Consider the following 26463-nt stretch of genomic DNA (forward strand, 5'->3'; position numbering starts at 1 on the left):
TATATATCATATTTGGTAAAATGATAGGGAGAAAAATAGAATAGCAAACTGAAAATTCATATTCTCTTAGATTGGAGACTCCTTATGAAACGGTTCAGCAAACTCTTATTATGCCTCGCTATCACCTTGGGCAGTGCCTCAGCCCTGCAGGCAAGTACTACCGAGGCCGCCAGAGCATCTGATGGGGTAAAGATCATCCTGGACGGATATCCCTTACCCTTCCCGGTGGAGCCAGCTATGATGAATGGAACGACCATGGTGCCCTTCCGGGCGATATCTGAGGCTCTGGGTATCAAGGTAGAGTGGAATCAGGGTGCCAAGCAGATCACAGCCACCAAGGTGGATGCTGCTGACGCCAAGGTAGTTGTGCTTACACTCGGCAGCAAGGATGCCACCGTTAATGGCGGGACGGTCAAGCTAGCCGTCGCTCCGCAAAATGTGCGTGGTACCACGATGATTCCGCTGAGCTTCTTCAGCGGGCAGTTCGGTGCGGTGGTGACCTGGGATCAGGCCACCAAGACGGTCTCTATCACTTCGCCGAAGACAGACATGTATAAGCTTGGCTTCTACGCACAGGGAGCTTATGGCGAGGTGTCGCTGATCCCGAGCTTCGACGCCGTAGCTTTCGGCTGGAGCCGGATTGACCGCAGCGGGAATTTTACAACCACAGGTGATGATTTCAGATGGCCGAAGCCAGCGGGAGATGTGACACCGGAATCTCTTGTTCTGGATGCGGCTGCCGGAGGAACCGAGCCTTACCTGATGGTCTATTCAGTGGATGGGAAGCTTGAGCTGACTAAGAACCTGGAAGACAAGGTGCTTCAGGAGCAGACTATAACCAGTATTGTGGATACCGCGTCCCAAAAAGGGTTTAAAGGTATTGCACTTGATTTAGAGGGTCTCGGACTTACTGGGGACAAGGCCAAGGTTCAGGGAGAGTACAATGCTTTTGTGAAGAACCTGTCCACCAAAGCCAAGGCAGCAGGCTTGAAGCTTACCGTTATTCTTCACCCGCTTAATAGCTCTTATAAAGGTTATGATTACAAGACACTCGGAAGCGTAGCGGATGACCTGATCATTATGGCTTATGCCTATGAGGATGAATCCCGGCCTGAACCGATTAACAAGGTCGATGAGGGTATCCGGCTAGCCCTGCAGCAGGTCAACAAGGACAAGCTGATTCTCGGTATTTCCGTATATAGCGAGAATGAGAGCTCAGTTAATGCCAAGATCGGGTTGGCTAAGCGATATGGTCTCAAAGGCATTGCTATCTGGCGGATCGGCATTATCGGGCAACCGGCCTTGGCTGAAATGAGCAAATCCGTGGAATTCTAGGGATATGCATCCGAAAAACGTCTGTTGAACAGGATAGCAGCAGGCTTCAAGCAGAAAGGCAGGAGACAGCTATGAATACACAGAACTCGCGTAAAGGTCAAACAATTATCCAGGAAGTAAATGAAACAGAGGTTCCTTACGGTACTCTGGCGGTATGGTTTCTTGGGCAGGAAAGTGTCATTATCAAAGGAGACGGCCTTACCGTCTACATAGATCCGTATGTATCCGAGAATCCGCATCGTACGTATCCCGCGCCGATCGGACCTGAAGATATCACGAACGCTGATATCTGCTTGATTACACATGATCATCTTGACCATCTGGATACAGGTTCGATTCCTTCCATCGTGAAGAACAATGCCGATGTCCGCTTTATGGCTCCGGCCGTATGCGCAGCGCCGCTGCACGAACTGGGTGTGCAGGAAGAACAACTGCTGACTGCGAATCCGGAGAACTGGATAGAACTCGGACCTAAACTGAAGGTATTGCCTGTCACAGCCTCGCATGAGCAGTTGGACAGAGACAGCGAAGGACTTCCGCATTATGTCGGATACATTCTTCAGCTGAATGGAGTCACGCTCTATCATGCCGGGGACACCGTGTTATTCCCAGAGTTAATTGAGACAGTCAGCCGTCAGCCCATCGATTTGGCAATGCTGCCAATCAACGGGCGTGATTATTTCCGCAACCAACGCGATATTGCCGGCAATATGGATTACCGGGAGGCTGCCGAGTTCGCGGCCGTAGCGGGATTCGAGACGGTTATCCCGCTGCACTATGATATTTTTGCTGGAAATGCCGAGAATCCGGGCTACTTTGTGGATTATCTCTACCGTCATTTCCCGGAGCAGAAATTCCATGTGATGGCCCGGGCGGAACGGTTCATCTATGTGTCGCCTAAGGCTTTTCTGAACAGCAAATAGAACGATCATATGTAATAGATAAGATAATGAAGCGGAACCCCCTCGAAGTAGTGAGGGGGTTTTTGCTATGGTTGTTTTTGTATTTATAAGAAGAACAAAAGAATGTAACAAAAAGCGAGGAGGAACGAAGGGGGAAGATTGGAACTGTAGCAGCGCTATCTAATTTGGTTTCGATCTACATAGAATAAAAGTCACATAAACCTGCGCTGCAAACCTTTATAATCACTAAGGTTGAATTCATTTACCATACTTACTATTTGCAGGAGGACTTGTGAACATGAAATATAAATCTCTGGAGCTGGATAAACCGTTAACATACGAACTGGAGGGGCTGGAAGTTGGGGTCACCTCTAACTGCAATTTCCGCTGCGATTACTGCTGTGCCTACAACCGGAATGATGGGCAAAGCATCGATGGCAAGGAAGTGATTCGTATTCTGGAAGAATTGCCCGGTCTCAAAAGAGTACGTCTGTCCGGCGGTGAAGTAACGTTGAAATATCAGGATTGCGTAGAAATTGTAGCTTACTGTGCCTCACGCGGCATTCAGACGCAGTTGAACTCCAATGGCAGTCTGCTTAGCGCCGAACGAATCGATAAATTGGTGGAAGCTGGATTGACCACTATACATATCTCCTTCAACTTCACTACGGCGGAGGCCTTTTCCAAGTATTATAATATTCACCCAAGTATCTATAAGAAGATCAGAGAAAATATCAGCCTTTTCGCGGCGACCCCGGTGGACACCGTACTGGAGACGCTGCTGTTCAGCGAAACCCAGGATAACATGAAGGAAATTAGCGATCACGTCTATGATATGGGTGTCCGTACTCATGAGATTCAGAACAGTATCATCATGGGACATACCGGTTGGAAAGCCATTGCCGCCCGGGAGCAGCTTAAGCAGGCTGTGAACGATTTGATTTCGCGTAAAAAGGACGATACCACACTCTACTTTACTTGCATGGACCGCTTTATGGAGGAGATGGGCTTTCAGGAACAGCCGGGAGTGTATTTCCCGCATTGCATCGAAGGTAAGAAACAGCTCCATTTGCATGGCAACGGTGATATCCTGATCTCTGAACTGTGTCATCCTGTTATCATCGGCAACATTTATAATGGAACTTCTCTTAAAGATCTGTACAGCAACATGCCAGGACCACTGGCTCAATTTCTGGATAAGCAGCCTTGTCCAGCGAGGGATGCTTTGTTTCCGCAAAAGGTCTAAAGAACCGGATACTACTTCCTAAAGTAGGATGTAAAGTAGGATGAAAAACCAGGCAGGGCGGTGGGAACACCGCCTTATTTTTCATTCATTTAAACTTTTAAAACATTAAAATTTACATTTCGACAAAATATGATCTATTTTATTGTTTTTCGACTTTTCATATTCATTAACCTGGACCCGCATCCGATAGTAATGGTAATAAAAATGATTGCAATAATTGAATTCCTGACAAGATTAGATCATGCCGGAAGGGTGTCGAGTACGATGAAGATTCGAATGAAATTATCGGTTATGCTGATTGCAGTAACGCTGTTTTCCACTGCAGTAATGGGTATATTTACCTACAAAAAGTCAACCCACACGATACTCAATCTTACAGAATCTTCAATGGAGCAAGTTACGGACAACAAAGCAGAGAATATTAAAGCCATGATCGACAAGGAAAAGAGAAGTATTGCACTGGTTGCCGGGCAGACAGAGATCGCCGAACTGCTCCACAAAGCGGGTAAAGGAGCCATTCAGGCTGGCGACCCTTTGCAAAACGAGGTGAACAATAGGCTGCAGGGCCTGGTGAAAGACGCCGGCAATCTGGAGCATATGTTTGTGGTTGATATGAATGGGACGATCGTCGGAGACAGCGACACGAAATTACTGGGAGTTAGCGTAGGGGATAGAGCCTATACGAAAAGCGTGCTGGCCTCCGGGGCGCCGGTGATCAGCGAGACGCTAAAATCGAAATCGACGGGTGCGTTCATAATTGCTTTTGTCAACCCGGTGAAAAGTGACGGCAAGATGGTCGGATTCATAGCCTCTGCCGTAACGGCCAATAGTATCACACAATATTTGGATAATACCAAAGCAGTTAATGCCCCATCTTCCTATGCCTACCTTGTGGATGAGACAGGAATTATTCTCTATCATCCCGATGAAAGTAAAGTAGGAACCGCTGTGGAGAACGCACAAATCAAGTCTGTCGTAGAGCAGGTTAAAGCTGGGGTTATGCCAAAGGACGCTTCTGTGGAATATGTTTATAAAGGTTCGGAGAAGAAAGCCTCTTACACGGTGCTTCCGGATACGAAATGGACACTGGTATTGACCGGCGATATTCACGAAATCAAGAAACCGGCTGAAGAGATGACGAAGTTTATTTTGTTGTTGGGTCTGGGGATTCTGTTGGTTACTTTAATCACCGGATTATGGCTGGCAGGTAGAATCTCGTCTCCGATTGTTAAGCTGACGGAGATGATTAATCGGACGGCCAAGCTGGACCTGAAGTATGATGCACAGTACGAGTATTTGAAAAAGAATAGGGATGAGACAGGCACCATTGCCAAGGCAATGTTCGAGACACGTGTAGTGCTTCGGGAGATGGCTGGCAGCCTGCTTGCGATCTCGACCAAGGTGCTGGGCAATGCCGAAACGCTGGAAAAGCTATCAATAGAGGTACGCGAGAATGCCCATGACAACTCGACCACAGCAGAGCAGCTATCAGCGGGTATGGAGGAGACGGCGGCTTCCACTGAGGAAATGACAGCAGCCATCCATGAGATTGAGACCCATGTACATATGATCTCCGGTAGGGCCAGGGAGGGTGCAGAAGTGTCCAGCCAGATTACGCAGCGGGCACTGGCACTCCAGCATGATGCGATGTTATCTACGGATAAGGCCAAAGCGATCTATGAAAGCGTACGTACAGATATGGAAAAAGCAATCGAGCGCTCCCATGCCATTGCGGAGATCAATGTACTGACCGATACGATTCTCTCGATTACGAGTCAGACGAATCTTCTGGCCTTGAATGCGGCGATCGAGGCTGCGCGGGCGGGAGAAGCAGGCAGGGGATTCGCGGTAGTAGCCGGGGAGATTCGTAAGCTGGCTGAGAAATCCTCTGCGACAGCGGCTGGTATTCAGGGCGTTGTGCAGAATGTACATTCTTCTGTTGAGCAGATGAAAGACAACTCCGAGGCGATCCTTGATTTTATCGACCAAAATGTACTGGGAGACTACGGGCGACTGGTAGAAGTCAGTGAGCACTATAATACGGATGCTCAGATGGTCAATGCACTGATGCATCAGTTCGAATCCGCCGCGGATCACTTGAGTGAGGGTGTAACGAGCATTACCGTTGCTGTAAATCAAGTGGCGGCAACAGTGAATGAAGGCGCCGTTGGTGTGCAGGATATTGCAGTGAAAACAGCGGATATCGTGGAAAAGAGCTTTGAAGAAGCCGCGATGGCAGATGCTAACACACAGAGTGCCAAGGAAATGCTGGCACTTGTTGAGAAATTTAAAATTTAGAACAAGCTGCTATAAGGCGAATGCAAGAAGGTAACAGATAGCGACAAGGAGCGAAAGTTGTTCTTATAGCATGTGTTGGGGCGGTCCCACAACTTGGGTATATTCTTTGTTGAGAACAGCCCATTTGCATAAAAATAATGCTTAAAAAGAACATGGCGGTACTCAGGAAGAGTCCTGAACCCGCCATGTTCTTTTTGTGGTCGACCCTCTTGAGCAAGGGAGCGGCAAACGAAAGGCTAACGAAAGGCTAACGAATTGCCTCAGAAGGTTGAAGCTCATGCATGGGGGCTAACGGACCCTATCGTCGTTATTTGCACATCAAGCAGCATCTGGAACATGTAACGGACTCAGGGGACGCTATTTCCTCCCAAACAGTGGATTTCATACAGGATTTCTGCTCATAACGTCTTTGGAGTCCGTTATTTTCTGAAATGGTCGGGTTATTTGGAGATAACGTCTCTGGAGTCCGTTACCAGACAGAACAAGAAGCAAGCTGGCTCTACCACATCACGTTTTTGAATTAGTATGATAAAGCCACTCTCTCGTAGCAGGGTGTATGATTATTTTTTTCTACATGAAGGGGACCGTGCACTTTTGGGACAACCCTTTTTAATAAAGATGCCTGTATTCGTCTGGTTTCCTGTTGTTTGGAACATACTGTTAATTATAAATGAGCACGTGGGCTGCTTTCCCTGAACGGCAGACAGCGTGTACGTCGTTCTGAACAAGGGGCTGAAAGAATGTACGGGGTAATGCTAGTTGACGATGAGAAGAGTGTTCGCAGCAGCATCAAGTCCAAGATTGACTGGAAGGCTGCGGGGTTCGAGATTGTGTCAGAGGCGGGGAGCGCGAGCGAAGCGTTGAAGCTATTGAAGCGAAAGCCCTTGCCCCAGGTAATCATTTCGGATATGCGGATGCCGCAGATGGAAGGAATCGAATTCATCCGGATATGCAAGGAAAAGTATCCCGGTCTGCGGACAGTGGCGCTGTCGGGATACTCTGACTTTGAGGATCTGCGCGAAGCCGTCAGGCTTGGCGTGAAGGATTACTTGCTGAAGCCTGTTGCGCGAGAGGAACTGAATGCACTGCTTGCCAAACTTGCCGCTGATCTTCGCGAAGGACAGGCCTCTGCTCAGCCTTCCAGGTTGAAAGCGAAAACGGCTGTACGAAGCGAGCAGCTGTGGCTTCTACAGGAGGATTATCTGCTGCAACTGGTGAAGGGGGAGTGGTACAGCACCAGAGCTGTAAGAGAACGGCTTGCGCAGCTGGGATTGGTCCCACTTGCCGGGAATGACCTGCGGGGGCAGTTTGTGGCAGTGGAGATGCATCTGCCGCCTGCATGGGCGACTGAGCGGCAGGAACGGCGCGAATTGCTGTATCAGGGTTTTCAGAGTCTATGCCGTGAGATGGCGGCCAGATGGAAAGGCGTTTATCCGTTCAGCGATTTCGGGAACCCGGCGATGATGTATTTCCTGATCTCTTTTAAGAAGGAGGCCGTACAAGAGAATAAGAGCAGCCGGTTCTTACAGGAACTACAAAAGGCTGCTGGCGCAGAATTGATGCTGGACAGTGCAGTAGGAGTCGGGATGGAATTCAGGGGACTTAAGAACTTGAAGAACGGATTTGCTTCTGCTCTTTGGAATTGGTGCCGCAGCAGGGAGGGCGATGCTGATAATAGCACGGAGCTTCAGACCCTGCCCCCATTCTCCCCAGGTATGGAACGAAAATTGGCCAAAAGTATTGAACTATGCGAGATGCAGGCTGTCCGTGAACAACTGGAAGGTATTTTTACAAATGAGCGTGTAGAAGATCATTCTGCCGCTGAGTACAACTTTCTGGCGCTGCGAGTCCTGCTGCTCTTGGTGGCTCTGGCCGGGAAGTATGCTTCCGGTGGTTCCTCGCTTCAGAAGTATCTTTGGAATGGACAATCACTACTTGCCGGTCATCGCTCTCGTGAATGGTTGTTAGAAGACCTCAGCGAAAGAGCCCAGCATGTGATAGAGGAAGTACAGAAGACTGAAGGTCTGGATGGAGTGCTGTTGGTTCTGGCGCTCAGAAAGTACGTGGAGGTCAATTATGGTTACGAATTGAGTCTTCCAATACTGGCGAACAAATTCCATATGACTGAAGCAGACTTGTCGCGGTTGTTCAAGCAGCATGTTGGTTCCAGTTTGAGTGGCTATTTGGGTGGTGTGAGGGCAGCAAAGGCTGAGCCATTCCTTCAGGAGAACATTCTGAAGCTCTCCGATATTGCTGTGGTCGTCGGTTATGCAGGACCAGATGAGTTCAGTGCTGCTTTCAAGAAGCACTACGGCAAGACCCCCAAAGAGTATCGGGAGCGCTATAACAAGATGCGTTCAGAGGCATAGGAAAACACCTCCAAGGATGTCTTCCTACCATAAGACAAGCTTCCATTCTCTTGAAGGTGTTTTGATTTGTCTCAAGTTATGGGGGCAATCCCAAGGACAGGTGAGGCTCCTGTACCTTTGGACTGCTGTGGCTTGCTCTGAGCAGCGGAACAACAAGAGAACCCCAAAGCAGCAAGCAACCCAAGTCAGCGGTCTTGGGTTGCCGTGCAGTCATTTATACCGGAAGAAGCTCCGCAGGGATTTCTTGAGGCGCCAGCTCACTTTTTGATCCGCTAAGCTCAACTACTTGGTGATCAGGTAGATAGCTTCATCTGGAACGACTGCATATTCGCATTGCTCCCGCATATCCTTCAGCCGTACAATCCCTTCACTAGCTTCATTCTCACCGATCATGACCACATATCGGATGCCCTTGGTGGAGGCAGAGGCCAACACTTTTTTGAGCTTCCGCTTCCCGGTCTCAATAGAGGTACGGATACCTTCCTTACGAAGCTGGGCGGCGGTCATCAGAGCCTGCGCTAGTGTATCGTCGCCTATTGGGACAATCATGACGGAGGCGTCATTCTCCTCCACCTTGCGTTCACCCAGGAGTGCCATAATCGATTCCATGCCAAAAGACAATCCAACCGTCGGGTACGCCATATCCTCCCGTTCAACGAGCTTCCCAATGATGGCGTCATATCTTCCGCCACCGCCGAGACTGGAAGTGAAAGTGCCGGAGGCATCGAAAATCTCATATACCGTACCGGTGTAGAAGGAGAGGCCCCGCGACAGGAACGGATCGAATTGACAGATCTCCTGCAGCCCGATTTTTGAGATCAGGGTCTGAAGGGCCAGTACCTCCACAGCCCCAGGTTGTCCGGTCAGGTTGTACTTACTACACAGTTGTTCAAAACCGGGATTCTCCAGCCCGATCAGTTCGAGAATGGCGGCGGTTGTATCGCTGTTAAGTCCCTTAGCCGTCAGCTCACTTTTCACGCCAGCGACACCGACTTTTTGCAGCTTATCCAGAGTTAGCATTACCGATAAGCTGTCGGCGGCTGGGACGCCAAGAGCTTCAAGAATCTCGCCCAGAAAGCGCCGGTTGTTCCATTTCATCACGACAGGGATCTCCAGCTTACGGAAGACCTCATCTGCGAGCTGCATCAGCTCGGCTTCTGCCTCAGGGCCGGAAATGCCGACGACATCGGCATCACATTGCAGGAATTCCCGCAGCCGTCCCCGTTTGACCGGACCGTCACGGAACACTTTTCCGATCTCATAACGCTTGAACGGCAGCTCAATCCCGGGATTCAGAGCAATCACCTTGGCAAAAGGAATGGTTAGATCATAACGAAGTCCCAATCTGCGTTCTCCCTGATCGCTGAGCTGGTACATTTCCTTCAGGATCTCATCGCCTCCGGCGTACTTTGAGGTCAGTAGTTCCAATTCGTTCAGCAATGTGGTGTCCATAGATTCATAATCATATAGCGCGAATTGTTCTTCGAGGAGGGTTTGAACCTTTTTCCGTAGACGTTGCTCTTTTCCGAAGTAATCGTAGGTTCCTTTAACATTTTGCATGGTTGGCAGCTCCTTTAAATTGGCATGGTAGTAGATAAAAAAGAACAAAAAAACGCGCAGGACCTCTTGGTCCTGCGCGTTCTCATATGCCGCAGGGAGGCCAAACGCGAAAGCGTTAGCCCACCCTGAATAGTTACAGGGGTGCTAACGCTGTTTGTAGTAATGATGGAGTTGATTCAATATAAGGGTCGTTGTAGTAAGACACATGGTGAATCAGCTCCTTTTTCTTCATGGTTACAGCAGATTATAACGGATAATGTTAGGTCTTGCAAGCCAATACTTTTCATGTAGTCTCAAATAAGGTAGGCGAATGGCTGTGTGTAGGCTATAATGAGACGTCCATGTGAATCCACTTCATAATGCGGATTTCAATCCGAATGCTCACTTATGGATTTATGAAATGGATTCATTGTACTATTATTTATCGCGAAAAGGGAGCAAACCCATGAACACCTCACACATTATTTCCCGCACAGAGGATTTTGTACAGGAGCAACTGGGCCAGGATACGACGGGCCATGATTGGTGGCATTCCGATAGAGTCAGAAATACCGCCTGTGCCATTGCGGCGCAGGAACAGGCAGACCCCTTCATCTGTGCCATGGCGGCGCTGCTGCATGATGTCGCCGACGAGAAATTGAACCCCTCTAAGGAAGCTGGAATGGAGAAGGTCCGCAATTGGCTTCTGTCCTGTCTGGAGGACCATAGTCAGATTGATCATATCCTCGAGATCATTGATACTATGTCTTACAGCGGTGGTGGAGGAAAACCGATGAAGACGCTGGAAGGACAGGTAGTGCAGGATGCGGATCGTCTGGATGCACTTGGTGCGATCGGTATTGCCCGCACGTTCGTATTCTCGGGAGCGAAAGGACGCCCAATGCATGATCCCGGCCTGCCGCCGCGCGAGGAGTCACTGAAAGCGGAATACCGGGATTACAGTAAAGGAACGGCGGTCAATCATTTTTATGAAAAGCTGCTGAAGCTGAAAGATCTGATGAATACGTCTTACGGGCGTAAGCTGGCCGAGGAACGGCATGGGTTTATGCTTCATTTTCTAGAGGAGTTCTACAAGGAATGGAATGCGGGCAGCTAGCTGCTACTTGGGTAAAGAAGAGGTTGAATAATGAGCGGATTACAATTTAAGGATTATGGACTACAAGAAGATATTTTAAAAGCATTGGAGGCACTCTCTTATGCAACACCTACAGAAGTACAGAGTAAGGTTATTCCCACGGCGCTGACAGGGCAGGATCTAATCGTAAAATCACAAACCGGCAGCGGAAAAACAGCGGCCTTCGGCATTCCGGTCTGTCAGCTGGTGGATTGGGCAGAGAATAAGCCGCAGGCGCTGATCCTGACGCCTACACGGGAGCTTGCTGCGCAGGTGCAGAGTGATATTACTAACATCGGGCGCCTTAAGCGGATCAAAGCGGTAGCCTTGGTCGGCAAATCGCCTTTTGCCCCGCAGAAAATAGAGCTTACACAAAAAACACATGTCGTGGTGGGGACACCCGGACGCGTGTTTGACCATATCGAACGAGGCACATTGCCGCTGAATCGACTGAAATATCTCATTATTGACGAAGCGGATGAGATGCTCAACATGGGCTTCATTGAGCAAGTGGAGGCAATTATCAAGAAGCTGCCGAGTGATCGGGTGACCCTGTTATTCTCCGCAACGTTGCCGGACAAGGTCAAGAATCTGTGCCGCAAGTACATGAATGACCCTGTGGATATTGAGATCCAGGCCAGCGGTATCACCACGGCGACTATCGATCATGCTCTTATTGAAGTAAGACAGGCAGCCAAATTCTCGCTGCTGAGCGATCTTCTCACGGTGGAGAATCCAGACAGCTGCATTATCTTCTGCCGGACCCAAGAGCAGGTGAACGATTTGTTCCGAGGCCTGGCCGATCTGGAATATCCGTGCGACAAGATCCATGGCGGCATGATGCAGGATGAACGGTTTGAGGTCATGAATGCTTTTAAAAGAGGGCAGTTCCGTTATTTGATTGCCACCGACGTAGCCGCGCGAGGGATCGATATCGACAATATCACCCATGTGATCAACTACGATATCCCGCTGGAGAAAGAAAGTTATGTTCACCGGACGGGGAGAACCGCACGCGGGGGCAAATCGGGTAAAGCTATCACTTTTGTGACACCGAATGAGCATAAATGGGTCAAGGAAATTGAAGATTATATTGGCTTCAGTATCCCTGTGATGCCGGTTCCTTCTGAGGATGATGTGGCGGTGGCGCAGGAAGCATTCGGGCAGAAGATCAACAGACAGCCAGTGCGCAAGAAGGACCGGAGCGAAGGGCTGAGCAAGGATATCATGAAGCTGTACTTTAACGGGGGCAAGAAGAAGAAACTTCGGGCGGTGGATTTTGTCGGTACCCTGGCTAAGCTCGATGGGGTGACGGCAGAAGATATCGGAATCATCACGATACAGGATAATGTATCCTATGTGGATATTCTGAACGGCAAAGGCCCACAGGTGCTTCAGGCGATGCGGGAGACTACCGTGAAGGGCAAGCTGCTGAAAGTGCATATCGCGAAAAAATAAGCGCTGTACTGGTATTCCATAAGGTCAAGCTGGTCCTGGGCAATAGCCAGGACATCGTAATTTGACATCTGCGGAGGCTGTCTGTCTCCAGTTCATTGTACACAAAAAAATAGGCCAACCAGAAAGCTCTGGTTAACCTATTAAACCGAAGCTGTCCCGCGTTCATGAAGATAACGCTGGGACAGCTTTTCTTTTGAGTAAAAGTTAATACTCTGTTACATCTACTGAGTTATTGAACATTAGGCGTTGAACTGCACCTGATGCAGACGGCTGTAAATTCCACCGGCATGAACCAGTTCATCATGACGTCCTTGCTCAGCAATACCATCTTCGTTAACAACAATAATTCGGTCCGCATTCTTGATGGTCGTCAGGCGGTGGGCGATAACCAGGGTGGTCCGGCCCACGGACAACTCGCTCAGTGACTGCTGGATCGCGGCTTCTGTCTCCGTATCAAGCGCCGAGGTCGCTTCGTCGAGAATCAGAATCGGTGGATTCTTCAAGAACATTCTCGCGATAGCTAGGCGCTGCTTCTGACCGCCGGACAGCTTCACGCCACGCTCGCCGATTACAGTCTCCATCCCCTCTGGCAGGTTCTGGATCAGTTCTTCCAGATGGGCCCGCCGGGCGGCTTCCCAGATCTCGGGCAGCTGGGCATCCAGCTTGCCATAAGCAATGTTCTCACGGATCGTGCCGGAGAACAGGAACACATCCTGCTGAACAATACCGATCTGCTTGCGCAGCGAAGTCAGCTTCAAGTCACGAATATCGATGCCGTCGACTGTAATCGCTCCTCCAGTGACATCATAGAAGCGGGGCAGCAGGCTGCAGATGGTTGTCTTCCCTGCACCGGAAGGACCGACGAAGGCAACAGTCTCACCGGCCTTGACGTTCAGGTTGATGCCCTTCAGCACCGGCCGCTGGCTCTCATAACCGAAAGTGACATTCTGGAAGGCGATATCGCCGCGTAATGCACTGACGTCTACGGCGTCCGGCTTGTCGCTGATCTCAGGTTCGGTGTCTATGATTTCCAGGTATCGTCTGAAACCGGCGATGCCTTTAGGATAGCTCTCGATTACGGCGTTGATCTTCTCAATTGGGCGGAAGAAGACATTGGACAGCAGGATGAAGGCAACAAACTCACCGATGGCGAGCTCGCCCTGGATAAAGAACCATGCGCCGCTGATCATCACCAGGACGGTAATAAGGCGGGTCATCATATAGGTAACGGACAAGCTTTTTGCCATGATTTTATAGGCCAGCAGCTTCGTACGACGGAACATTTGGTTATCTACTGCGAACAGCTCTTTTTCATGATCTTCATTGGCAAAGGATTGTACCACACGGATACCCCCCACATTGTCTTCAATACGGGCATTGAAGTTGCCGACGTTGCCGAAGAGCTGGCGATAGGTCGTAGTCATATTGCGCCCAAAGTAAATAATGACCCATGCCATGATAGGAACGATGACGAAGGTAATGATGGCGAGCTTGAGGTTGATGTCTGCCATTAGGATAAAGGCACCGACCAAGGTCATGACCGCGATGAAAATATCTTCCGGCCCATGGTGCGCCATCTCGCCGATATCATTCAGGTCGTTGGTAATCCGGCCGATCAGGTGGCCGGTTTTGTTATTATCGAAGAAACGGAACGATAATTTCTGAATGTGGTCGAACATTTTTTTGCGCATATCCGTCTCGATGTTAATTCCCAGCATGTGGCCCCAGTAGGTCACGATATACTGCATCACAGTATTGAGGGCGTAGATCGCCAGCAGCGCAACACAGGCAATGAGGATGAGCGGCCAATCCTGGCCTGGGAGCAGGTCGTCTATAAATTTGTTAACGGCCACTGGAAACGCAAGCTCGAGCAGCCCCGCGCCGACTGCGCAGGAGAAGTCGATGATAAACAGCTTTCTGTAGGGCCGATAATAGGATGCAAACCGACGGATCATCTTACTTCACTCATTTCTTTTATTTAATATATATAAGACGAACTTAAGATTTGAACGTATGGCTCGGTCGTCACTACGGTGGAATGTTTGGACTTCCGGTCGCTGTTATCCCCAGATTTCTTCTTTATAACCGCCTCTAGCGGTTGAAATCTGGCGATAAAGGCGAGCGCTTCGCTCCTCCAGTTCCAAACTTCCCCCTTCGTTCCTTCTCGCTTTTTGTTCTTTATCTTTTATTCATCTTATATAGGTGGGTTTATAACTGGATTAGCAGGTATAATCTCCATTATTAGGATACTAAAGAGGCATCTTTGATTTGTCAATGCTGTGTTTGCCGTGCACAAAGCGTATAATAGGTTGGGTTATAGCATGTTCAATTCCTGTCAGGTATTTGGCCTGCGGGTATTTTTTGGTCCCAAGGAGGAAATAACATCATGAACACAAGACAAGGACAAGTAGCCGCAGGCGGTGAAAAATCCACATCCCGGTCCAGAATGGACAACTGGCTGCTTATTCTGGGAATTATAATTGTAGCGGCGGCCCTGCGGGCTCCGTTTACTTCCGTTGGACCGCTGGTCAAGACGATCCGCGATGATTTGGGCTTATCCAATACAGCAGCAGGGGCGATCACTACGCTGCCGCTGTTAGCCTTCGCGCTGCTGTCCCCGTTTGCCCCCAAGCTGGCTCGCCGGTTCGGCCTGGCTAATGTGTTGGTCGCATCTATGTTGCTGCTGTCGATAGGCATCCTGATCCGCTCTGCTGCGGGGACGGGGATGCTCTTTCTTGGCACGGCTATTCTTGGGCTTTCCATCGCGGTCTGTAATGTGCTGCTGCCCGGGCTTATCAAAGGTAAATTTCCACAGAATACCGGCCTGATGACCGGGATCTACTCTGTATCCATGAATCTGTGCGCCGCTGTCGCTTCAGGCATCAGTGTCCCTCTGGCTACCCAGACCGGACTCGGCTGGAAAGGGACGCTGGCCGTCTGGTTTGTCATTGCTGCCCTGTCCACACTGCTCTGGATTCCGCAAATCCGCAATCTCGAGCAGCGTTCCCCGGGAGCCGCTCGCGCTACCGGAGGGAATCTGTGGCGTTCCAGATTGGCGTGGCAGGTTACAATTTTTATGGGCCTGCAATCGCTGCTCTACTATGTCATGATCGCCTGGTTTTCCGTTATTCTGGTGGAACGGGGGATGACTCTGAGTCATGCGGGCTGGATTTTGTCCATTATGCAGCTTGCACAGCTTCCGTTCACCTTTTTTATCCCTCTTCTGGCCGGACGGATGAAAAATCAGCGCAGTTTCGTTATCGGCATCGTTGTGCTCTATATAGTAGGCATTGGAGGCGTATGGCTGGGCAGTACGTCATGGATGCTGCTGTGGGCGTGTTCTATCGGGATTGCCGGCGGTTCTTCCTTCGGACTGGTGATGATGTTCTTCAGCCTGCGGACACGGAGCACACAGCAAGCCGCCGAGCTGTCAGGCATGGCTCAATCCATCGGCTATATGCTGGCGGCAGCGGGACCTGCTTTGTTCGGGTTATTGCATGACCTGACCGGCAGCTGGAGACTGCCGCTAATCCTGCTGCTTGGCGCCAGCGTAGTGTTGCTTCTCGTGGGACTTGGCGCGGGAAGCAACAGATATGTTGGCGACCAGGGACTGCGCGTCGTGGACAAGCAGTCCTAATGCCTCATCTATAAACAGGGTAAAGCCGCCGGAACTACCGGCGGCTTTGCTGTACGTATAGTGATATCAGAAGCGATCTAATACAGGTAGCATGCTCCATCGTAATCCCAGTATTGCAGCATTCCTTGGACCGGTCCGTTTCCGTTCAATCTCTATTGTGGGGCAAACTATCGGCAACAGCAAGGTAATGATTGTATAAAAGAGTTTTGTCTACCGCTTGTAAGCCGCGACCCGAATTCTCCGGTAATCCATAACCCAGCGCCCTTCTGGGAACAATGTCGGTTTGAGCTCCTCTTCCATCCAAGAAGTCACCTCTGCACGTTCAGAAGGGGAGAGGACCGTCAGAATTCCATTGGCAAAAATATTCAGCCATGTCGCAAAGCCCTGCTCCGCGCCCTCCAGCGGTGTCGGGCGGTCGAAGCACAGGGCGAAGTCCACGGTGAACCCGTGGCGCTCCAGCAGGGAGGCATACTGCCCCGTGCTGGGAAAATACCAGGGCAGGCGCAGCTTGTCGCTCTGGCCAATTGCAGCAAAGGCGCGGGGCAGCCCGGCGACAATGGACGCAATATTGCCCAGCGCGCCGAATTCTGCGACCAGACGTCCGCCCGGCCTGAGGCTGGCGGCCATGGAAGCCGCCGCACCATCAGCATCCAGCAGCCAGTGGAGGGCTGCATTGCTGAAAATGGCGTCTGCCGCTGGCTCCGCCACGTAGTTCTGACCGTCTGCTTCAATAAAGGTCAGCTCAGGATGCTTGCTGCGTGCCGTTCTGATCATTTCGGCAGAAGCATCGATGCCAGTGACGACTGCGCCATGGGAAGCGATCGTTGCTGCGAGATCACCAGTGCCGCAGCCCCAGTCGATAATCTGCTCGCCCGGCCGGGGCTGAAGCAGGTCAATCAGTGACTCCCCAAACTGTGAGACAAACGCCATATCTTTATCATAGGTACCGGTATGCCATAACTGATTCATAAGTAATGCTCCCTTCGTTGTGAACTCTTTCTTATGTTGTAACACACTGAAGTCTTATAAGTGAAATATATAGATTGGATAGAGGTGATTGGTTATGCCTATATTCATTCTATGAATCTAAAAGATGAAATAGATTTTTTGAAATAATGCTTGCAATTCATTCGGAATAGGAGTATATTCTTAATTACGGTGATTGATTCGCTGGTTGAGAGAAACCAGTTATGAATCAAACTATACATAATATGCGGTCGTGGCGGAATTGGCAGACGCGCACGGTTCAGGTCCGTGTGGTAGCAATACTGTGGAGGTTCGAGTCCTCTCGACCGCATCACGTTTTAACAACAAAGGTTTGTGAATTGCTCATGTAGCAATTCACGAACCTTTTTGCATTGGGAGAACTCAGGGGATTGAAGTGATTCAATTCTTGAATGAACCTATTGAACTTTTCAATTATACATTATGCCTGAGGTATTCTAATATGGATAATACCTACTTATTTTATAGGAATTATATATTATGAGGAATGATGATGCTGCACTGGAAGCGAAATCTGTATATTTTGTGGCTGGGACTATTCTTCAATCATATGGCCTATACCCTGTCTGTTCCGTTTTTTCCTCTGTTTCTGCAAGAAGATCTGGGCATTCAAAATGGACTGGAGGTTTGGTCTGGCGTTTCGATTTCCATCAGCTTTCTGATTAGCGGATTATGTGCCCCCTTTTGGGGATCGCTGGCTGACAAATACGGCAGCAAGTCGATGCTGATTCGTTCAGGCGTAGGACTGGCTATCGCCCATATGGCGAATTACTTTGTCCATGATCCCTATATGTTCATTGCGGTGCGGATTTTTCAGGGACTTATGGCCGGCTTCACGCCAGCTTCCATCACTTTGGTCGGTACGAATACGCCTGAAAAACATGTGGGATATGCACTGGGTGTCATCTCGACCTCTACCGCTGCCGGGGGGATTCTTGGACCGCTTGTAGGTGGTGTGCTGAGCCATTGGATCGGACTACGGGGCTGTTTCATTGCATCAGGAGTGATTACACTTTTGTCTGCTCTTATGGTTCTATGGGTAAAAGAATCGCGCGAGCACCGCACTGTAGTGCAATCAAGCATCCTGGGTGATTTGAAGAAAGCGGCGTCCAACCCTGGTTTAATGCGGATTTATGGTCTGATTTTACTCGTCTCGACTTCCGTGCTCATTATCGAACCTGTGCTAACGATTTACGTTGTTCAGATTGGCGGAGATATCAGTAATGCCACACTTAGTGCAGGAATCGTCTTCTCAGCGATTGGCGTTGCTACGGTGATCATGGGACCTCGTTGGGGTAGAATTGGCGGTCGGATCGGATACGAGAAAACATTGTTTATCGGTCTGCTGGGCGGCGGGATTGGCAGTCTCCTGCAACTGACAGCTTTTAACCTGATTTATTTTGGAAGTCTGCGATTTATTTATGGGTTGTTCTTCGCCGCCGTGTACCCGGCTATGAATGCACTGATTATCAAATATGCCGACAACGATTTTCGGGGCAGAGCTGTCAGTCTGAGCCAGACCGCAAATCAATTCGGAATTGTGCTTGGGCCGTTAATTGGCGGTTTTCTGGGCGGTTGGGTTGGAATCCCTGTTGTTTTTCTCCTTACGGGTATTACGCTGCTGGGAGCGGCATGGGCTGTTAGGGTGAAGGAATTTAAGCAGGTGGATCGAACAAAGCTGGGCATTGCGGGAGAACCCGCTCGCAGCAGCTTGAACAAATGAGAACGTTATCTGTCTTCAAGGATGATCAATATAGATATCACAATATGAGGAGGATTTAAACATGGCGAAAAGACAATTGAAGTTAGGAGCAAACTTGAACGGGGTGGGCAACAGTATCTCCTTTTGGCGCCACCCTAATATTCCGATCAACGCGAGCGTAAGTCTGGATTTCTACAAAGAGCAGGCGCTCAAGGCAGAGGAAGGGAAGTTCGACCTGCTATTCATCGCCGACGGTCTTTTTATCAACGAGAAGTCCAATCCTCATTTTCTCAATCGTTTTGAACCTCTGACCCTTCTATCTGCGTTGGCGGGCTTCACTTCTAACATCGGACTGGTTGCTACATTATCTACTTCATATAGTGAACCGTTCACGGTTGCAAGACAATTCGCTTCTCTGGACCAAATAAACGGCGGAAGAAGCGGATGGAATGTGGTGACTTCACCACTGGAAGGATCGGCGCTGAATTTTGGTAAAGGTGAGCATCCGAACCATTCTTTGCGCTACGAAATTGCGGAAGAGCATCTGGAGGTAGTCAAAGGCTTGTGGGATTCGTGGGAGGACGATGCATTTACCGGAGATAAGGAGAACGACGTTTTCTTTGACCGGACCAAGCTGCACACGCTGAATCATAAAGGAACACACTTTTCTGTGCAGGGGCCGCTTAATGTAGCGCGTTCCAAGCAGGGGTATCCGGTCATATTTCAGGCAGGCTCTTCCGAATCCGGCAAGGATTTGGCGGCAAGATCAGCCGATGCCGTCTATACGGGCCATGAGACACTGGAAGAAGCAAGAGAGTTTTATAGTGACGTTAAGGAAAAAGCGATAGCGTATGGACGCAGAGCAGAGGATATTCTGATTTTTCCGGGTATCGGTCCAATCGTTGGCAGAACAGAAGAAGAAGCCGAGCAAAAATATCAGGAAATCGCTGAATTAGTCAGTATCGATCAGGCGCTAAATTATTTGGGCCGTTACTTTGAACATTTCGATTTCACCCAATTCCCGCTGGATGAACCTTTCCCTGAGATCGGTGATCTTGGGAGCAATAGTTTCCGTAGTACGACGGACAAGATCAAGCAGCAGGCCAGAGAGCAAGGACTAACGTTGCGCCAGGTAGCATTACAGGCCTCTACGCCAAGAACCTCGTTCATTGGTACACCGGATCAGATTGCTGATCAGATACAGGAATGGTTTGAAGGCGGGGCTGCAGATGGCTTCAATATTCGTACCGTTGTACCGGGCGGACTGGCGGACTTCGTGGATCTGGTCGTTCCGGTCCTGCAGCAGCGGGGTCTTTTCCGTACAGAATACGAGGATGACACGCTGAGGGGCAATCTGGGACTTAAGGTTCCGGCCAACCGCTATACACTGGAGACGGTACAATAAATCAGCTATTTTTGACAAGCCCCTCAATATAGAGTAATATCCACATGTGATTTAATATGCCTCTGCACCCAAGACTCTCTCTTTATAGGGAGAGCTTTTTTTGTATTTACTTATCAGGAAACCGGTTAATAGGGGTGGAAATCGTGGATACTGCTGTTCGTAATCATGTACTGATTGTTGAAGATGATGATAATATTAGACGTTTTATATCGATTAATTTAATCAATAACGGCTTTGTGGTGAGTGAGGCGGCAAATCAAGGAGAAGCTTTACAGAGCTTCACTACGAATCATCCCGATGTTATCGTTCTGGATATTATGCTGCCGGATGGTAACGGCTTTGAAATCTGCCAGAAGCTAAGAGCGCAGGACCCTGGGGTCATTATTGTTTTTTTAACCGCACGTGGACAGGATCTGGACAAAATTAAAGGACTTGAAATCGGCGCTGATGATTATATCGTCAAGCCCTTTAATCCATTAGAGCTGGTGGCACGTATCAAGGCCATCTTACGCCGTACAGAAGCCGTTGCAAAACCGCAGAGGCTTGTCCTGCAAGCCGGACCGATCCGGATGGACCTTAATGCCAATAAGGTGTTTAAACATGATGTCTTAATTGAATTAACGCCGAAGGAATTCCAAATGATCAGAACGTTCCTGGAACATCCTGATACTGCACTCTCCAGGAATGAATTGATGAATCTCGTATGGGGTGAGGATTATATTGGCGATCCTAAAACGGTAGATGTTCATGTACGCAAATTGCGGGAGAAGATCGAAGATGACGATTCTAATCCGTATTGGATCGAGACCGTATGGGGAGTAGGTTATCGTTTTAGGAAGGACGGCTAAAGGGATGGGAATTCAGAAAAGATTAGTAGGCAGTTATCTGGTAGTCATTTGCCTGACAGTTCTCATACTTGAGATTTTTCTTAATGTATCCGTGAGATATTATTATTTTCACAATATAGAGCGAATCCTGATGAATCAAGCGGAGCTATCCGCTTCTTTTTTTCAGCAGTATTTTGCCGAAGAAGATTTGGAGAAGGAATCGGAGCGCCTGTTGAAAGGATTTGCTAACCATTCCGACGCGCAGGTGCAGATTATTAGTTCATCGGGTCGGCTTTTGCAGGATTCGAATGGACTTCAAGGCGATAAGGTTATAACTGCGGATGTGCAGTCAGCGATTCATGGTCAGCCTGGCACCTGGAGAGGGAAGGACCCTGTGACCGGGGAGTCCATTTTAGCAGTCGCCTATCCGTTACAAGCAAATGAGGTCATCGTCGGGGAAGTCAGGTTCATCACATCCTTAACAGAGACGATACATACAGTGGATCAAATTACAATTTTACTAATCGGTGTCGGATTGCTGGTGATTGTGATTGTGACAATTCTTGGCTTATTGCTATCTTGGACCATTACCAGATCCATCAAAGACCTTAAACAAGCCGCAGATAAAATGACTGAAGGGGATTTCAGCATAAGAGTGCACAAGCGCTATCAGGATGAGCTGGGTTCCTTGGCAGATACTTTGAATATGATGGCGAGTCGAATTTCCAAGAGTGAACAGCTTAAGAATGATTTTATCTCATCGGTATCCCATGAACTGCGCACCCCGTTAACCTCCATAAAAGGCTGGGCCATCACATTGAAGGCCAATGGGGGCGAGAAGCGGCCTCTGCTTCAAGATGGACTTGAAATTATTGAATCAGAAAGTGACAGATTAACTCATATGGTGGACGAGCTGCTCGATTTCTCCAAGCTGGATAACGGTAGAATAGCCATTCATCCCGCACCAGTGGATCTGACGGAATTGCTGCAGCATATCGGGAGGCAACTGGCCCCAAGAGCGACCCGGCAAGGTATCTCACTCGAAGTAAGCGTCAAGGAACCCCTGCCTGTCATTCAAGCAGATGAGAATCGTCTCAAGCAAATCATGATTAATCTTATTGATAATTCACTCAAATTCACTCCACCTTCAGGCCATATTCTGATTGAAGCCCACACCATTCCGGGAAAAGTAGTGATTACGGTAGAAGATACCGGCTCAGGGATCGCAGAGGCTGATCTAGAGAATGTACTGCACAAATTTTATAAAGGTGATCCACATGCTTCTGGCAGCGGACTCGGTCTGTCCATATCGGATCAGATCATTAAGCTGCATCATGGAGTATTGAGAATAGACAGTGTGCCAGGAGAGGGAACACGGGTTCAAATAGAACTTCCAGTATAAGTGATCCGCAAATTTAACTATTTCATAACCACTTTAATCCCTTCCGCAGATAAAATATGTAAAGAGCGGATAAGCGAGGAGTCGATGATCCCAATGTCCAGCAAATTCATAAAAATAGGTGTCATGCTGACAACGCTATGGTTGCTTGGCGGATGCCGGGTTCCGGCAACACCTATAGATATGATAAAGCCTCCCTTATCCGAAGCGAGCAAACAGCGCTATGATACCAGTCAGGAGCTGATCAAGCTGTTGCCGGATAAGGCGCAACTGGTCGCCCCTTTACAGGGACAAGAGGGTCATGATATTTCTTTCGGAGATATGGATGGAGACGGAATTGATGAAGCTGTCGTTGTCTATGAAGACAACAAAGAGGCGGGGAAGCCGTTAAAAGCCGCACTTTTCAAGCAACAAAACGAAGAATGGAAAGTGGTTTCAGAGATCCAGGGTTTTGGATATGGTCTGGAGTATGCCGGATTTCTGGATTTAGATCATGACGGCTTTAACGAGCTTGCCCTAGGCTGGTCATTGGGTGAGGCTGGCAATGGTCTGGACGTTTATAAGTTAAGTCAGGATAAGCTAAAGCTATTTTCTAAGAAGGCTTATCACGGGGAACTCAATCTGAAGTAATCCTTTCGTGAATGGTGCTGGCATGGTGGAGGTGATCTATGATTTGAAACTTAAAATAAGAGGTCGCCCCGATTTTTCCCTGTTTTTCTTGACGCTGTTACTGGTCGGATTTGGTTTGATTATGATTTTTAGCGCCAGTTATCCTGCTGCTTTCATAAAACATGATAGTCCGTGGCACTACGTCATGAAACAAGGCGTATTTGCGCTCACCGGATTATTTGTGATGCTCATTTTTATGTGTATACCTTTTTCTGTATGGAAAAAAGCTTCGCCGATCCTGCTTACGTTCTCCTTAGTCATGCTCGTTCTCGTCTTAATAGGAGGAGCGGACATTAATGGTGCAAGACGATGGTTTGTTCTGGGTGGTTTTAATTTGCAGCCGTCGGAGTTTAGTAAGTTAACCGTTATCGTATATTTGTCGGCCATCATTAGCAGAAAAGGGGAGCGAATCCGCAATTTCCGGAATGGCTTACTGCCCATTATCTTGGTCATTGGCACGATCCTGCTGCTGATCATGAGACAACCGGATTTCGGAACCGTGTTGATTCTATTCTTTATTGCAGTAACGATCCTCTGGGTCGGTGATGTTGACCTCCGTCATATGTTGTTGCTTAGCATGGCTCTCGTGCCTATGTTTGTTTATCTTGCGGTTAGTAAAAGTTATCGTCTTGATCGCGTCAGCGCTTTTCTGAATCCGCTGGATGATCTGCAAGGCTCGGGCTATCAGCTTACACAGTCATTATATGCTTTGGGCAATGGAGGCCTCACTGGAACCGGGATTGGCCAAGGTGTGCAGAAGCTGTTTTATTTGCCGGAAGCTCATACCGATTTTATCTTTGCTGTGGTTGGCGAAGAATTGGGGTTTGTCGGTACATTTATGCTCTTCGTCGTATTTTTTCTGTTCATCTGGCGAGGGTTTATTACTGCAATAAGGAGTAGTGATCCATTCGGTCTCATGCTGGGAATGGGTATTGTGATGATGATATTTATTCAATTCCTGCTGAATGTTGGATCTGTAATTGGCAGTCTGCCGATTACGGGAGTACCGCTCCCTTTTATTAGCTATGGTGGATCATCGCTCATTCTATGTTTGGCCAGTACCGGGATTCTCCTTAGCATTTCACGAGATAACCATAGAAGACGTCAAGAAAACTCCAGAAATTCAACAAAATAGAGGTAGTCATATGTTTATCACCAGCAAGTTTGCAAAACTGGATCTATCCACACTTATTCTTGTGACGTGTCTCGTTTCCATTGGAACCCTCGCTATTCATGGAGCAACAGCAGATACACATCTAGCGGGACTTCAAATTAATTATCTATATCTCTTTGGTGCATTTTGTATTCCGATGTTAATGATCGCATTGATCGATTACAAAGTTCTATTGGGCAAGCTGGCTTACCTTCTCTATGGAATGAGTATTGGGATGCTCGTGTTGGTCAAGTTTGTTGGAGAACACATTAATGGTGCCTCCCGGTGGCTTAGTATCGGAAGCTTTCAGCTTCAGCCCTCGGAGTTGGCGAAAATCTCCACAGTGCTGCTAATTGCCCATGTGCTCGGAAAACGAGAGGGGAGAGAGCTCCGCTTCATTCAAGATTTATTACCGGTCTGCGGAATTTTTGTTCTCCCTTTCGTCTTAATCTTGCAACAACCGGATTTGGGTACGGCGCTAGTTTTTGTAGGGATACTACTTAGCATGCTTTGGGTTGGCAATATCCGGGCAATTTATATGATTCTGATTCTTGGCACAGTAATCGCTTCGATTGGTACTATATTATGGTTATTTAATGCCGACTTCGAATTGTTATCCAAGATTGTAAAGCCCCATCAAATGTCCAGGATTCAAGTCTTTCTAGATCCAACCAGTGATCCTGATAAATCTTGGCATGTTAAAAATGCAATGACAGCAATAGGAGCCGGAGGCTTGTCCGGAAGTGAGGGGGTTTATGTTCGTAGAGGATTTATTCCTTATGCATATTCTGATTCAATTTATGTCGTGATCGGGGAGAATTATGGTTTTATAGGTTCTGCTGTGCTGCTGCTCCTGTATTTACTGCTCGTGTATCGGATGATCTTTATCGCTATGGACAGTAGAGAACGTGCAGGGTCTTATTTGGTTGTCGGTTTTATCGCCATGTTAATCTTTCAGGTTTCCGTAAATATCGGAATGCATATCGGTTTGCTGCCCCTGACTGGAATTTCATTACCATTCATCAGTTATGGCGGCAGTTCACTGCTCAGTAATATCCTGGCGATTGGTTTGGTGCTAAGTGTTAAAGTTCATAAGGATGAAATTTTCATTGAACCATCTGAGAAGTAGAAGGCAGGTTATGGACATTGGATATATACAGTATTGAACGCTAATGAAGTGGAGTGGAGAGAATCATGTCTAGAAAGAGCAAAAGTAAGAGTAAAAGTAAGTGGAGCACGACCCGCAAAGTTGTGACGGGTATAAGTCTTGTCATCGCTGCTCTCCTAGTTGGAGTGGGGCTGTATGTGGGGTATTTGTATCAAAAGACAGACACGGCCATTCAGCGCATGGCGGCCCCGGCGGCAGTCGTTCAACCTTTGGCTCTTCCAATGGAGACCGATAACAATAATAAAAAGGAGAACATTGAGCCGATGATCTTTCTGCTCGCCGGTGTAGATAGCCGGGATGGGGGCGGCGGGGTGATGAATACGGATGTGCTGATGCTCGTCAGCTATAATCCGCAAACCAGGTCCACCAGTCTATTATCGCTGCCGCGTGATTTACTGCTTAAACCGAAATCTTTGCCTTCCCGCAAAGCCAATTACTATTATGCTTACCACTATATTAAAGATAAGTCGCAGGCCATTCCTAATACGAAACAATTTTTTAGCGATCTACTAAGCATTCCAATTGATCATATGGTCGTGGTGAATTTTGATGTGTTAAGGCAGACGGTAGACTTGCTGGGCGGACTGGACATTGATGTCGACATGGATATGAAATACATTGATACTGCAGATGGGACGAATATCGATTTGAAAAAAGGTCTGCAGAAACTAAATGGCAAACAGGTGCTGGACTTTGTCCGGTATCGCAAATCGAATCAAGGCACCGGCGAGTCCTCTGACTTTGCACGTAATGATCGGCAGCAGCAAGTTATCAAGCAGATCGTTGACAAGCTGGGTGCTTTTCAAGGGATTTCGCAATGGGGAAGAGTGCTTGACATTATCGGCAATAATGTAAAGTCAGATATTCCTGGAGAGGAGCTCCAGCAATGGGTGTTCAATTTCCCTAAGATCAAACCGGAGCATATTCGTTCATTACATATGGAGACCCTTTGGAAAAGCCCTTATGTTTACGTGAAAAAAGAGGATTTACAAACGGCGCTCACTACCCTGCGAGATGAAGCCGGCATTAGTACAAGCAGTTCGTTCAACCTGAAAGCAGTGGGGACGATGGATTGATGTTAAGTTGATGCTTTACAGCTTTTTGTGTATCGAGAAACCCGGTCATTTTGATGATCTCGGGTTTCTTTTTTTTGTTAGTGAAAAAAAGTAATTGACTTACGATAATTATCCTAATATTATTATAAATATCTTTAAGA

Annotated in this window: 19 protein-coding genes and 1 tRNA gene; 17 read left to right on the forward strand and 3 right to left on the reverse strand. The window is 48.3% G+C overall.

What is annotated here, in order from left to right; all coding sequences use genetic code 11:
• The first annotated feature begins 84 nt into the window (after positions 1-84).
• The 5 genes from ACFRAM_RS28175 to ACFRAM_RS28195 all read left to right on the forward strand — a co-directional run bounded on the left by ACFRAM_RS28175 (position 85) and on the right by ACFRAM_RS28195 (position 8150).
• Positions 85-1335, forward strand: coding sequence for a stalk domain-containing protein (locus ACFRAM_RS28175; RefSeq protein ID WP_379470327.1), 1251 nt, complete (start codon positions 85-87; stop codon positions 1333-1335).
• 71 nt (positions 1336-1406) lie between these two features.
• The gene (locus ACFRAM_RS28180; protein ID WP_379470329.1) at positions 1407-2258 is read left to right on the forward strand and encodes an MBL fold metallo-hydrolase; all 852 of its coding nucleotides are present in this window, start codon (positions 1407-1409) and stop codon (positions 2256-2258) included.
• Between the two features lie 277 nt (positions 2259-2535).
• On the forward strand, positions 2536-3483 hold the full coding sequence (locus tag ACFRAM_RS28185; RefSeq protein ID WP_379470331.1) for a radical SAM protein: 948 nt from the start codon (positions 2536-2538) through the stop codon (positions 3481-3483).
• 264 nt (positions 3484-3747) lie between these two features.
• Positions 3748-5781, forward strand: coding sequence for a methyl-accepting chemotaxis protein (locus ACFRAM_RS28190; RefSeq protein WP_379470333.1), 2034 nt, complete (start codon positions 3748-3750; stop codon positions 5779-5781).
• Positions 5782-6521: 740 nt separating this feature from the next.
• The gene (locus ACFRAM_RS28195; RefSeq protein WP_379470335.1) at positions 6522-8150 is read left to right on the forward strand and encodes a response regulator transcription factor; all 1629 of its coding nucleotides are present in this window, start codon (positions 6522-6524) and stop codon (positions 8148-8150) included.
• A gap of 282 nt (positions 8151-8432) precedes the next feature.
• Here the strand turns inward: ACFRAM_RS28195 and ACFRAM_RS28200 are convergent, their stop codons facing one another.
• On the reverse strand, positions 8433-9710 hold the full coding sequence (locus ACFRAM_RS28200; RefSeq protein ID WP_379470337.1) for a histidine--tRNA ligase: 1278 nt from the start codon (positions 9708-9710) through the stop codon (positions 8433-8435).
• 445 nt (positions 9711-10155) lie between these two features.
• Here ACFRAM_RS28200 and ACFRAM_RS28205 point away from each other — a divergent pair, with 445 nt between their 5' ends.
• Positions 10156-10806 (forward strand): HD domain-containing protein, encoded by a 651-nt coding sequence (locus ACFRAM_RS28205; protein WP_379470339.1) that lies wholly within the window; start codon positions 10156-10158, stop codon positions 10804-10806.
• 30 nt (positions 10807-10836) lie between these two features.
• Positions 10837-12282, forward strand: coding sequence for a DEAD/DEAH box helicase (locus ACFRAM_RS28210; protein WP_379470341.1), 1446 nt, complete (start codon positions 10837-10839; stop codon positions 12280-12282).
• A 239-nt stretch (positions 12283-12521) separates the two neighbouring features.
• On the opposite strand, the gene ACFRAM_RS28215 is transcribed toward ACFRAM_RS28210, so the two are convergent.
• Complete coding sequence (locus tag ACFRAM_RS28215) at positions 12522-14237, reverse strand: ABC transporter ATP-binding protein (protein WP_379470343.1); 1716 nt, start codon at positions 14235-14237, stop codon at positions 12522-12524.
• A gap of 431 nt (positions 14238-14668) precedes the next feature.
• On the opposite strand from ACFRAM_RS28215, the gene ACFRAM_RS28220 reads away from it, so the two are divergent.
• Positions 14669-15919 carry a CynX/NimT family MFS transporter gene (locus ACFRAM_RS28220; RefSeq protein WP_379470345.1) on the forward strand — a complete coding sequence of 417 codons (1251 nt, stop codon included), beginning with the start codon at positions 14669-14671 and terminating at the stop codon, positions 15917-15919.
• Positions 15920-16129: 210 nt separating this feature from the next.
• On the opposite strand, the gene ACFRAM_RS28225 is transcribed toward ACFRAM_RS28220, so the two are convergent.
• On the reverse strand, positions 16130-16888 hold the full coding sequence (locus ACFRAM_RS28225; RefSeq protein WP_379470348.1) for a class I SAM-dependent methyltransferase: 759 nt from the start codon (positions 16886-16888) through the stop codon (positions 16130-16132).
• 244 nt (positions 16889-17132) lie between these two features.
• Between ACFRAM_RS28225 and ACFRAM_RS28230 the strand changes: the two genes are divergently transcribed.
• The 9 genes from ACFRAM_RS28230 to ACFRAM_RS28270 all read left to right on the forward strand — a co-directional run bounded on the left by ACFRAM_RS28230 (position 17133) and on the right by ACFRAM_RS28270 (position 26323).
• Positions 17133-17216 (forward strand) — tRNA-Leu (locus tag ACFRAM_RS28230).
• Between the two features lie 195 nt (positions 17217-17411).
• Complete coding sequence (locus ACFRAM_RS28235; protein WP_379470353.1) at positions 17412-18647, forward strand: MFS transporter; 1236 nt, start codon at positions 17412-17414, stop codon at positions 18645-18647.
• 61 nt (positions 18648-18708) lie between these two features.
• Complete coding sequence (locus ACFRAM_RS28240; RefSeq protein ID WP_379470355.1) at positions 18709-20031, forward strand: LLM class flavin-dependent oxidoreductase; 1323 nt, start codon at positions 18709-18711, stop codon at positions 20029-20031.
• Positions 20032-20174: 143 nt separating this feature from the next.
• Entirely contained in the window at positions 20175-20879 is a 705-nt protein-coding gene (locus ACFRAM_RS28245) for a response regulator transcription factor (protein ID WP_175370443.1), read from the forward strand.
• Between the two features lie 4 nt (positions 20880-20883).
• Positions 20884-22260 carry a sensor histidine kinase gene (locus tag ACFRAM_RS28250; RefSeq protein ID WP_379470358.1) on the forward strand — a complete coding sequence of 459 codons (1377 nt, stop codon included), beginning with the start codon at positions 20884-20886 and terminating at the stop codon, positions 22258-22260.
• Positions 22261-22353: 93 nt separating this feature from the next.
• Positions 22354-22887, forward strand: coding sequence for a hypothetical protein (locus ACFRAM_RS28255; RefSeq protein WP_175370445.1), 534 nt, complete (start codon positions 22354-22356; stop codon positions 22885-22887).
• A 31-nt stretch (positions 22888-22918) separates the two neighbouring features.
• Positions 22919-24061 (forward strand): putative lipid II flippase FtsW, encoded by a 1143-nt coding sequence (ftsW, locus tag ACFRAM_RS28260; RefSeq protein WP_379470361.1) that lies wholly within the window; start codon positions 22919-22921, stop codon positions 24059-24061.
• A gap of 10 nt (positions 24062-24071) precedes the next feature.
• Positions 24072-25208 carry an FtsW/RodA/SpoVE family cell cycle protein gene (locus ACFRAM_RS28265; protein ID WP_379470363.1) on the forward strand — a complete coding sequence of 379 codons (1137 nt, stop codon included), beginning with the start codon at positions 24072-24074 and terminating at the stop codon, positions 25206-25208.
• Between the two features lie 65 nt (positions 25209-25273).
• On the forward strand, positions 25274-26323 hold the full coding sequence (locus ACFRAM_RS28270) for an LCP family protein (RefSeq protein ID WP_379470365.1): 1050 nt from the start codon (positions 25274-25276) through the stop codon (positions 26321-26323).
• Positions 26324-26463: the final 140 nt, after the last annotated feature.

It is taken from the genome of Paenibacillus sp. NPDC056722 (assembly GCF_042790635.1).
Taxonomy (GTDB): Bacteria; Bacillota; Bacilli; order Paenibacillales; family Paenibacillaceae; genus Paenibacillus_AQ; species Paenibacillus_AQ agri.

What these genes read in the sequence shown, in the direction of transcription:
- ACFRAM_RS28210 (WP_379470341.1), top strand. Translation starts at nt 10,837, where the DNA reads ATGAGCGGATTACAATTTAAGGATTATGGACTACAAGAAGATATTTTA.
- ACFRAM_RS28195 (WP_379470335.1), top strand. Translation starts at nt 6,522, where the DNA reads ATGTACGGGGTAATGCTAGTTGACGATGAGAAGAGTGTTCGCAGCAGC.
- ACFRAM_RS28220 (WP_379470345.1), top strand. Translation starts at nt 14,669, where the DNA reads ATGAACACAAGACAAGGACAAGTAGCCGCAGGCGGTGAAAAATCCACA.
- ACFRAM_RS28240 (WP_379470355.1), top strand. Translation starts at nt 18,709, where the DNA reads ATGGCGAAAAGACAATTGAAGTTAGGAGCAAACTTGAACGGGGTGGGC.
- ACFRAM_RS28215 (WP_379470343.1), bottom strand. Translation starts at nt 14,237, where the DNA reads ATGATCCGTCGGTTTGCATCCTATTATCGGCCCTACAGAAAGCTGTTT.
- ACFRAM_RS28180 (WP_379470329.1), top strand. Translation starts at nt 1,407, where the DNA reads ATGAATACACAGAACTCGCGTAAAGGTCAAACAATTATCCAGGAAGTA.
- ACFRAM_RS28270 (WP_379470365.1), top strand. Translation starts at nt 25,274, where the DNA reads ATGTCTAGAAAGAGCAAAAGTAAGAGTAAAAGTAAGTGGAGCACGACC.
- ACFRAM_RS28225 (WP_379470348.1), bottom strand. Translation starts at nt 16,888, where the DNA reads ATGAATCAGTTATGGCATACCGGTACCTATGATAAAGATATGGCGTTT.
- ACFRAM_RS28185 (WP_379470331.1), top strand. Translation starts at nt 2,536, where the DNA reads ATGAAATATAAATCTCTGGAGCTGGATAAACCGTTAACATACGAACTG.
- ACFRAM_RS28175 (WP_379470327.1), top strand. Translation starts at nt 85, where the DNA reads ATGAAACGGTTCAGCAAACTCTTATTATGCCTCGCTATCACCTTGGGC.
- ACFRAM_RS28235 (WP_379470353.1), top strand. Translation starts at nt 17,412, where the DNA reads ATGATGATGCTGCACTGGAAGCGAAATCTGTATATTTTGTGGCTGGGA.
- ACFRAM_RS28265 (WP_379470363.1), top strand. Translation starts at nt 24,072, where the DNA reads ATGTTTATCACCAGCAAGTTTGCAAAACTGGATCTATCCACACTTATT.
- ACFRAM_RS28250 (WP_379470358.1), top strand. Translation starts at nt 20,884, where the DNA reads ATGGGAATTCAGAAAAGATTAGTAGGCAGTTATCTGGTAGTCATTTGC.
- ACFRAM_RS28200 (WP_379470337.1), bottom strand. Translation starts at nt 9,710, where the DNA reads ATGCAAAATGTTAAAGGAACCTACGATTACTTCGGAAAAGAGCAACGT.
- ACFRAM_RS28205 (WP_379470339.1), top strand. Translation starts at nt 10,156, where the DNA reads ATGAACACCTCACACATTATTTCCCGCACAGAGGATTTTGTACAGGAG.
- ACFRAM_RS28190 (WP_379470333.1), top strand. Translation starts at nt 3,748, where the DNA reads ATGAAGATTCGAATGAAATTATCGGTTATGCTGATTGCAGTAACGCTG.
- ACFRAM_RS28255 (WP_175370445.1), top strand. Translation starts at nt 22,354, where the DNA reads ATGTCCAGCAAATTCATAAAAATAGGTGTCATGCTGACAACGCTATGG.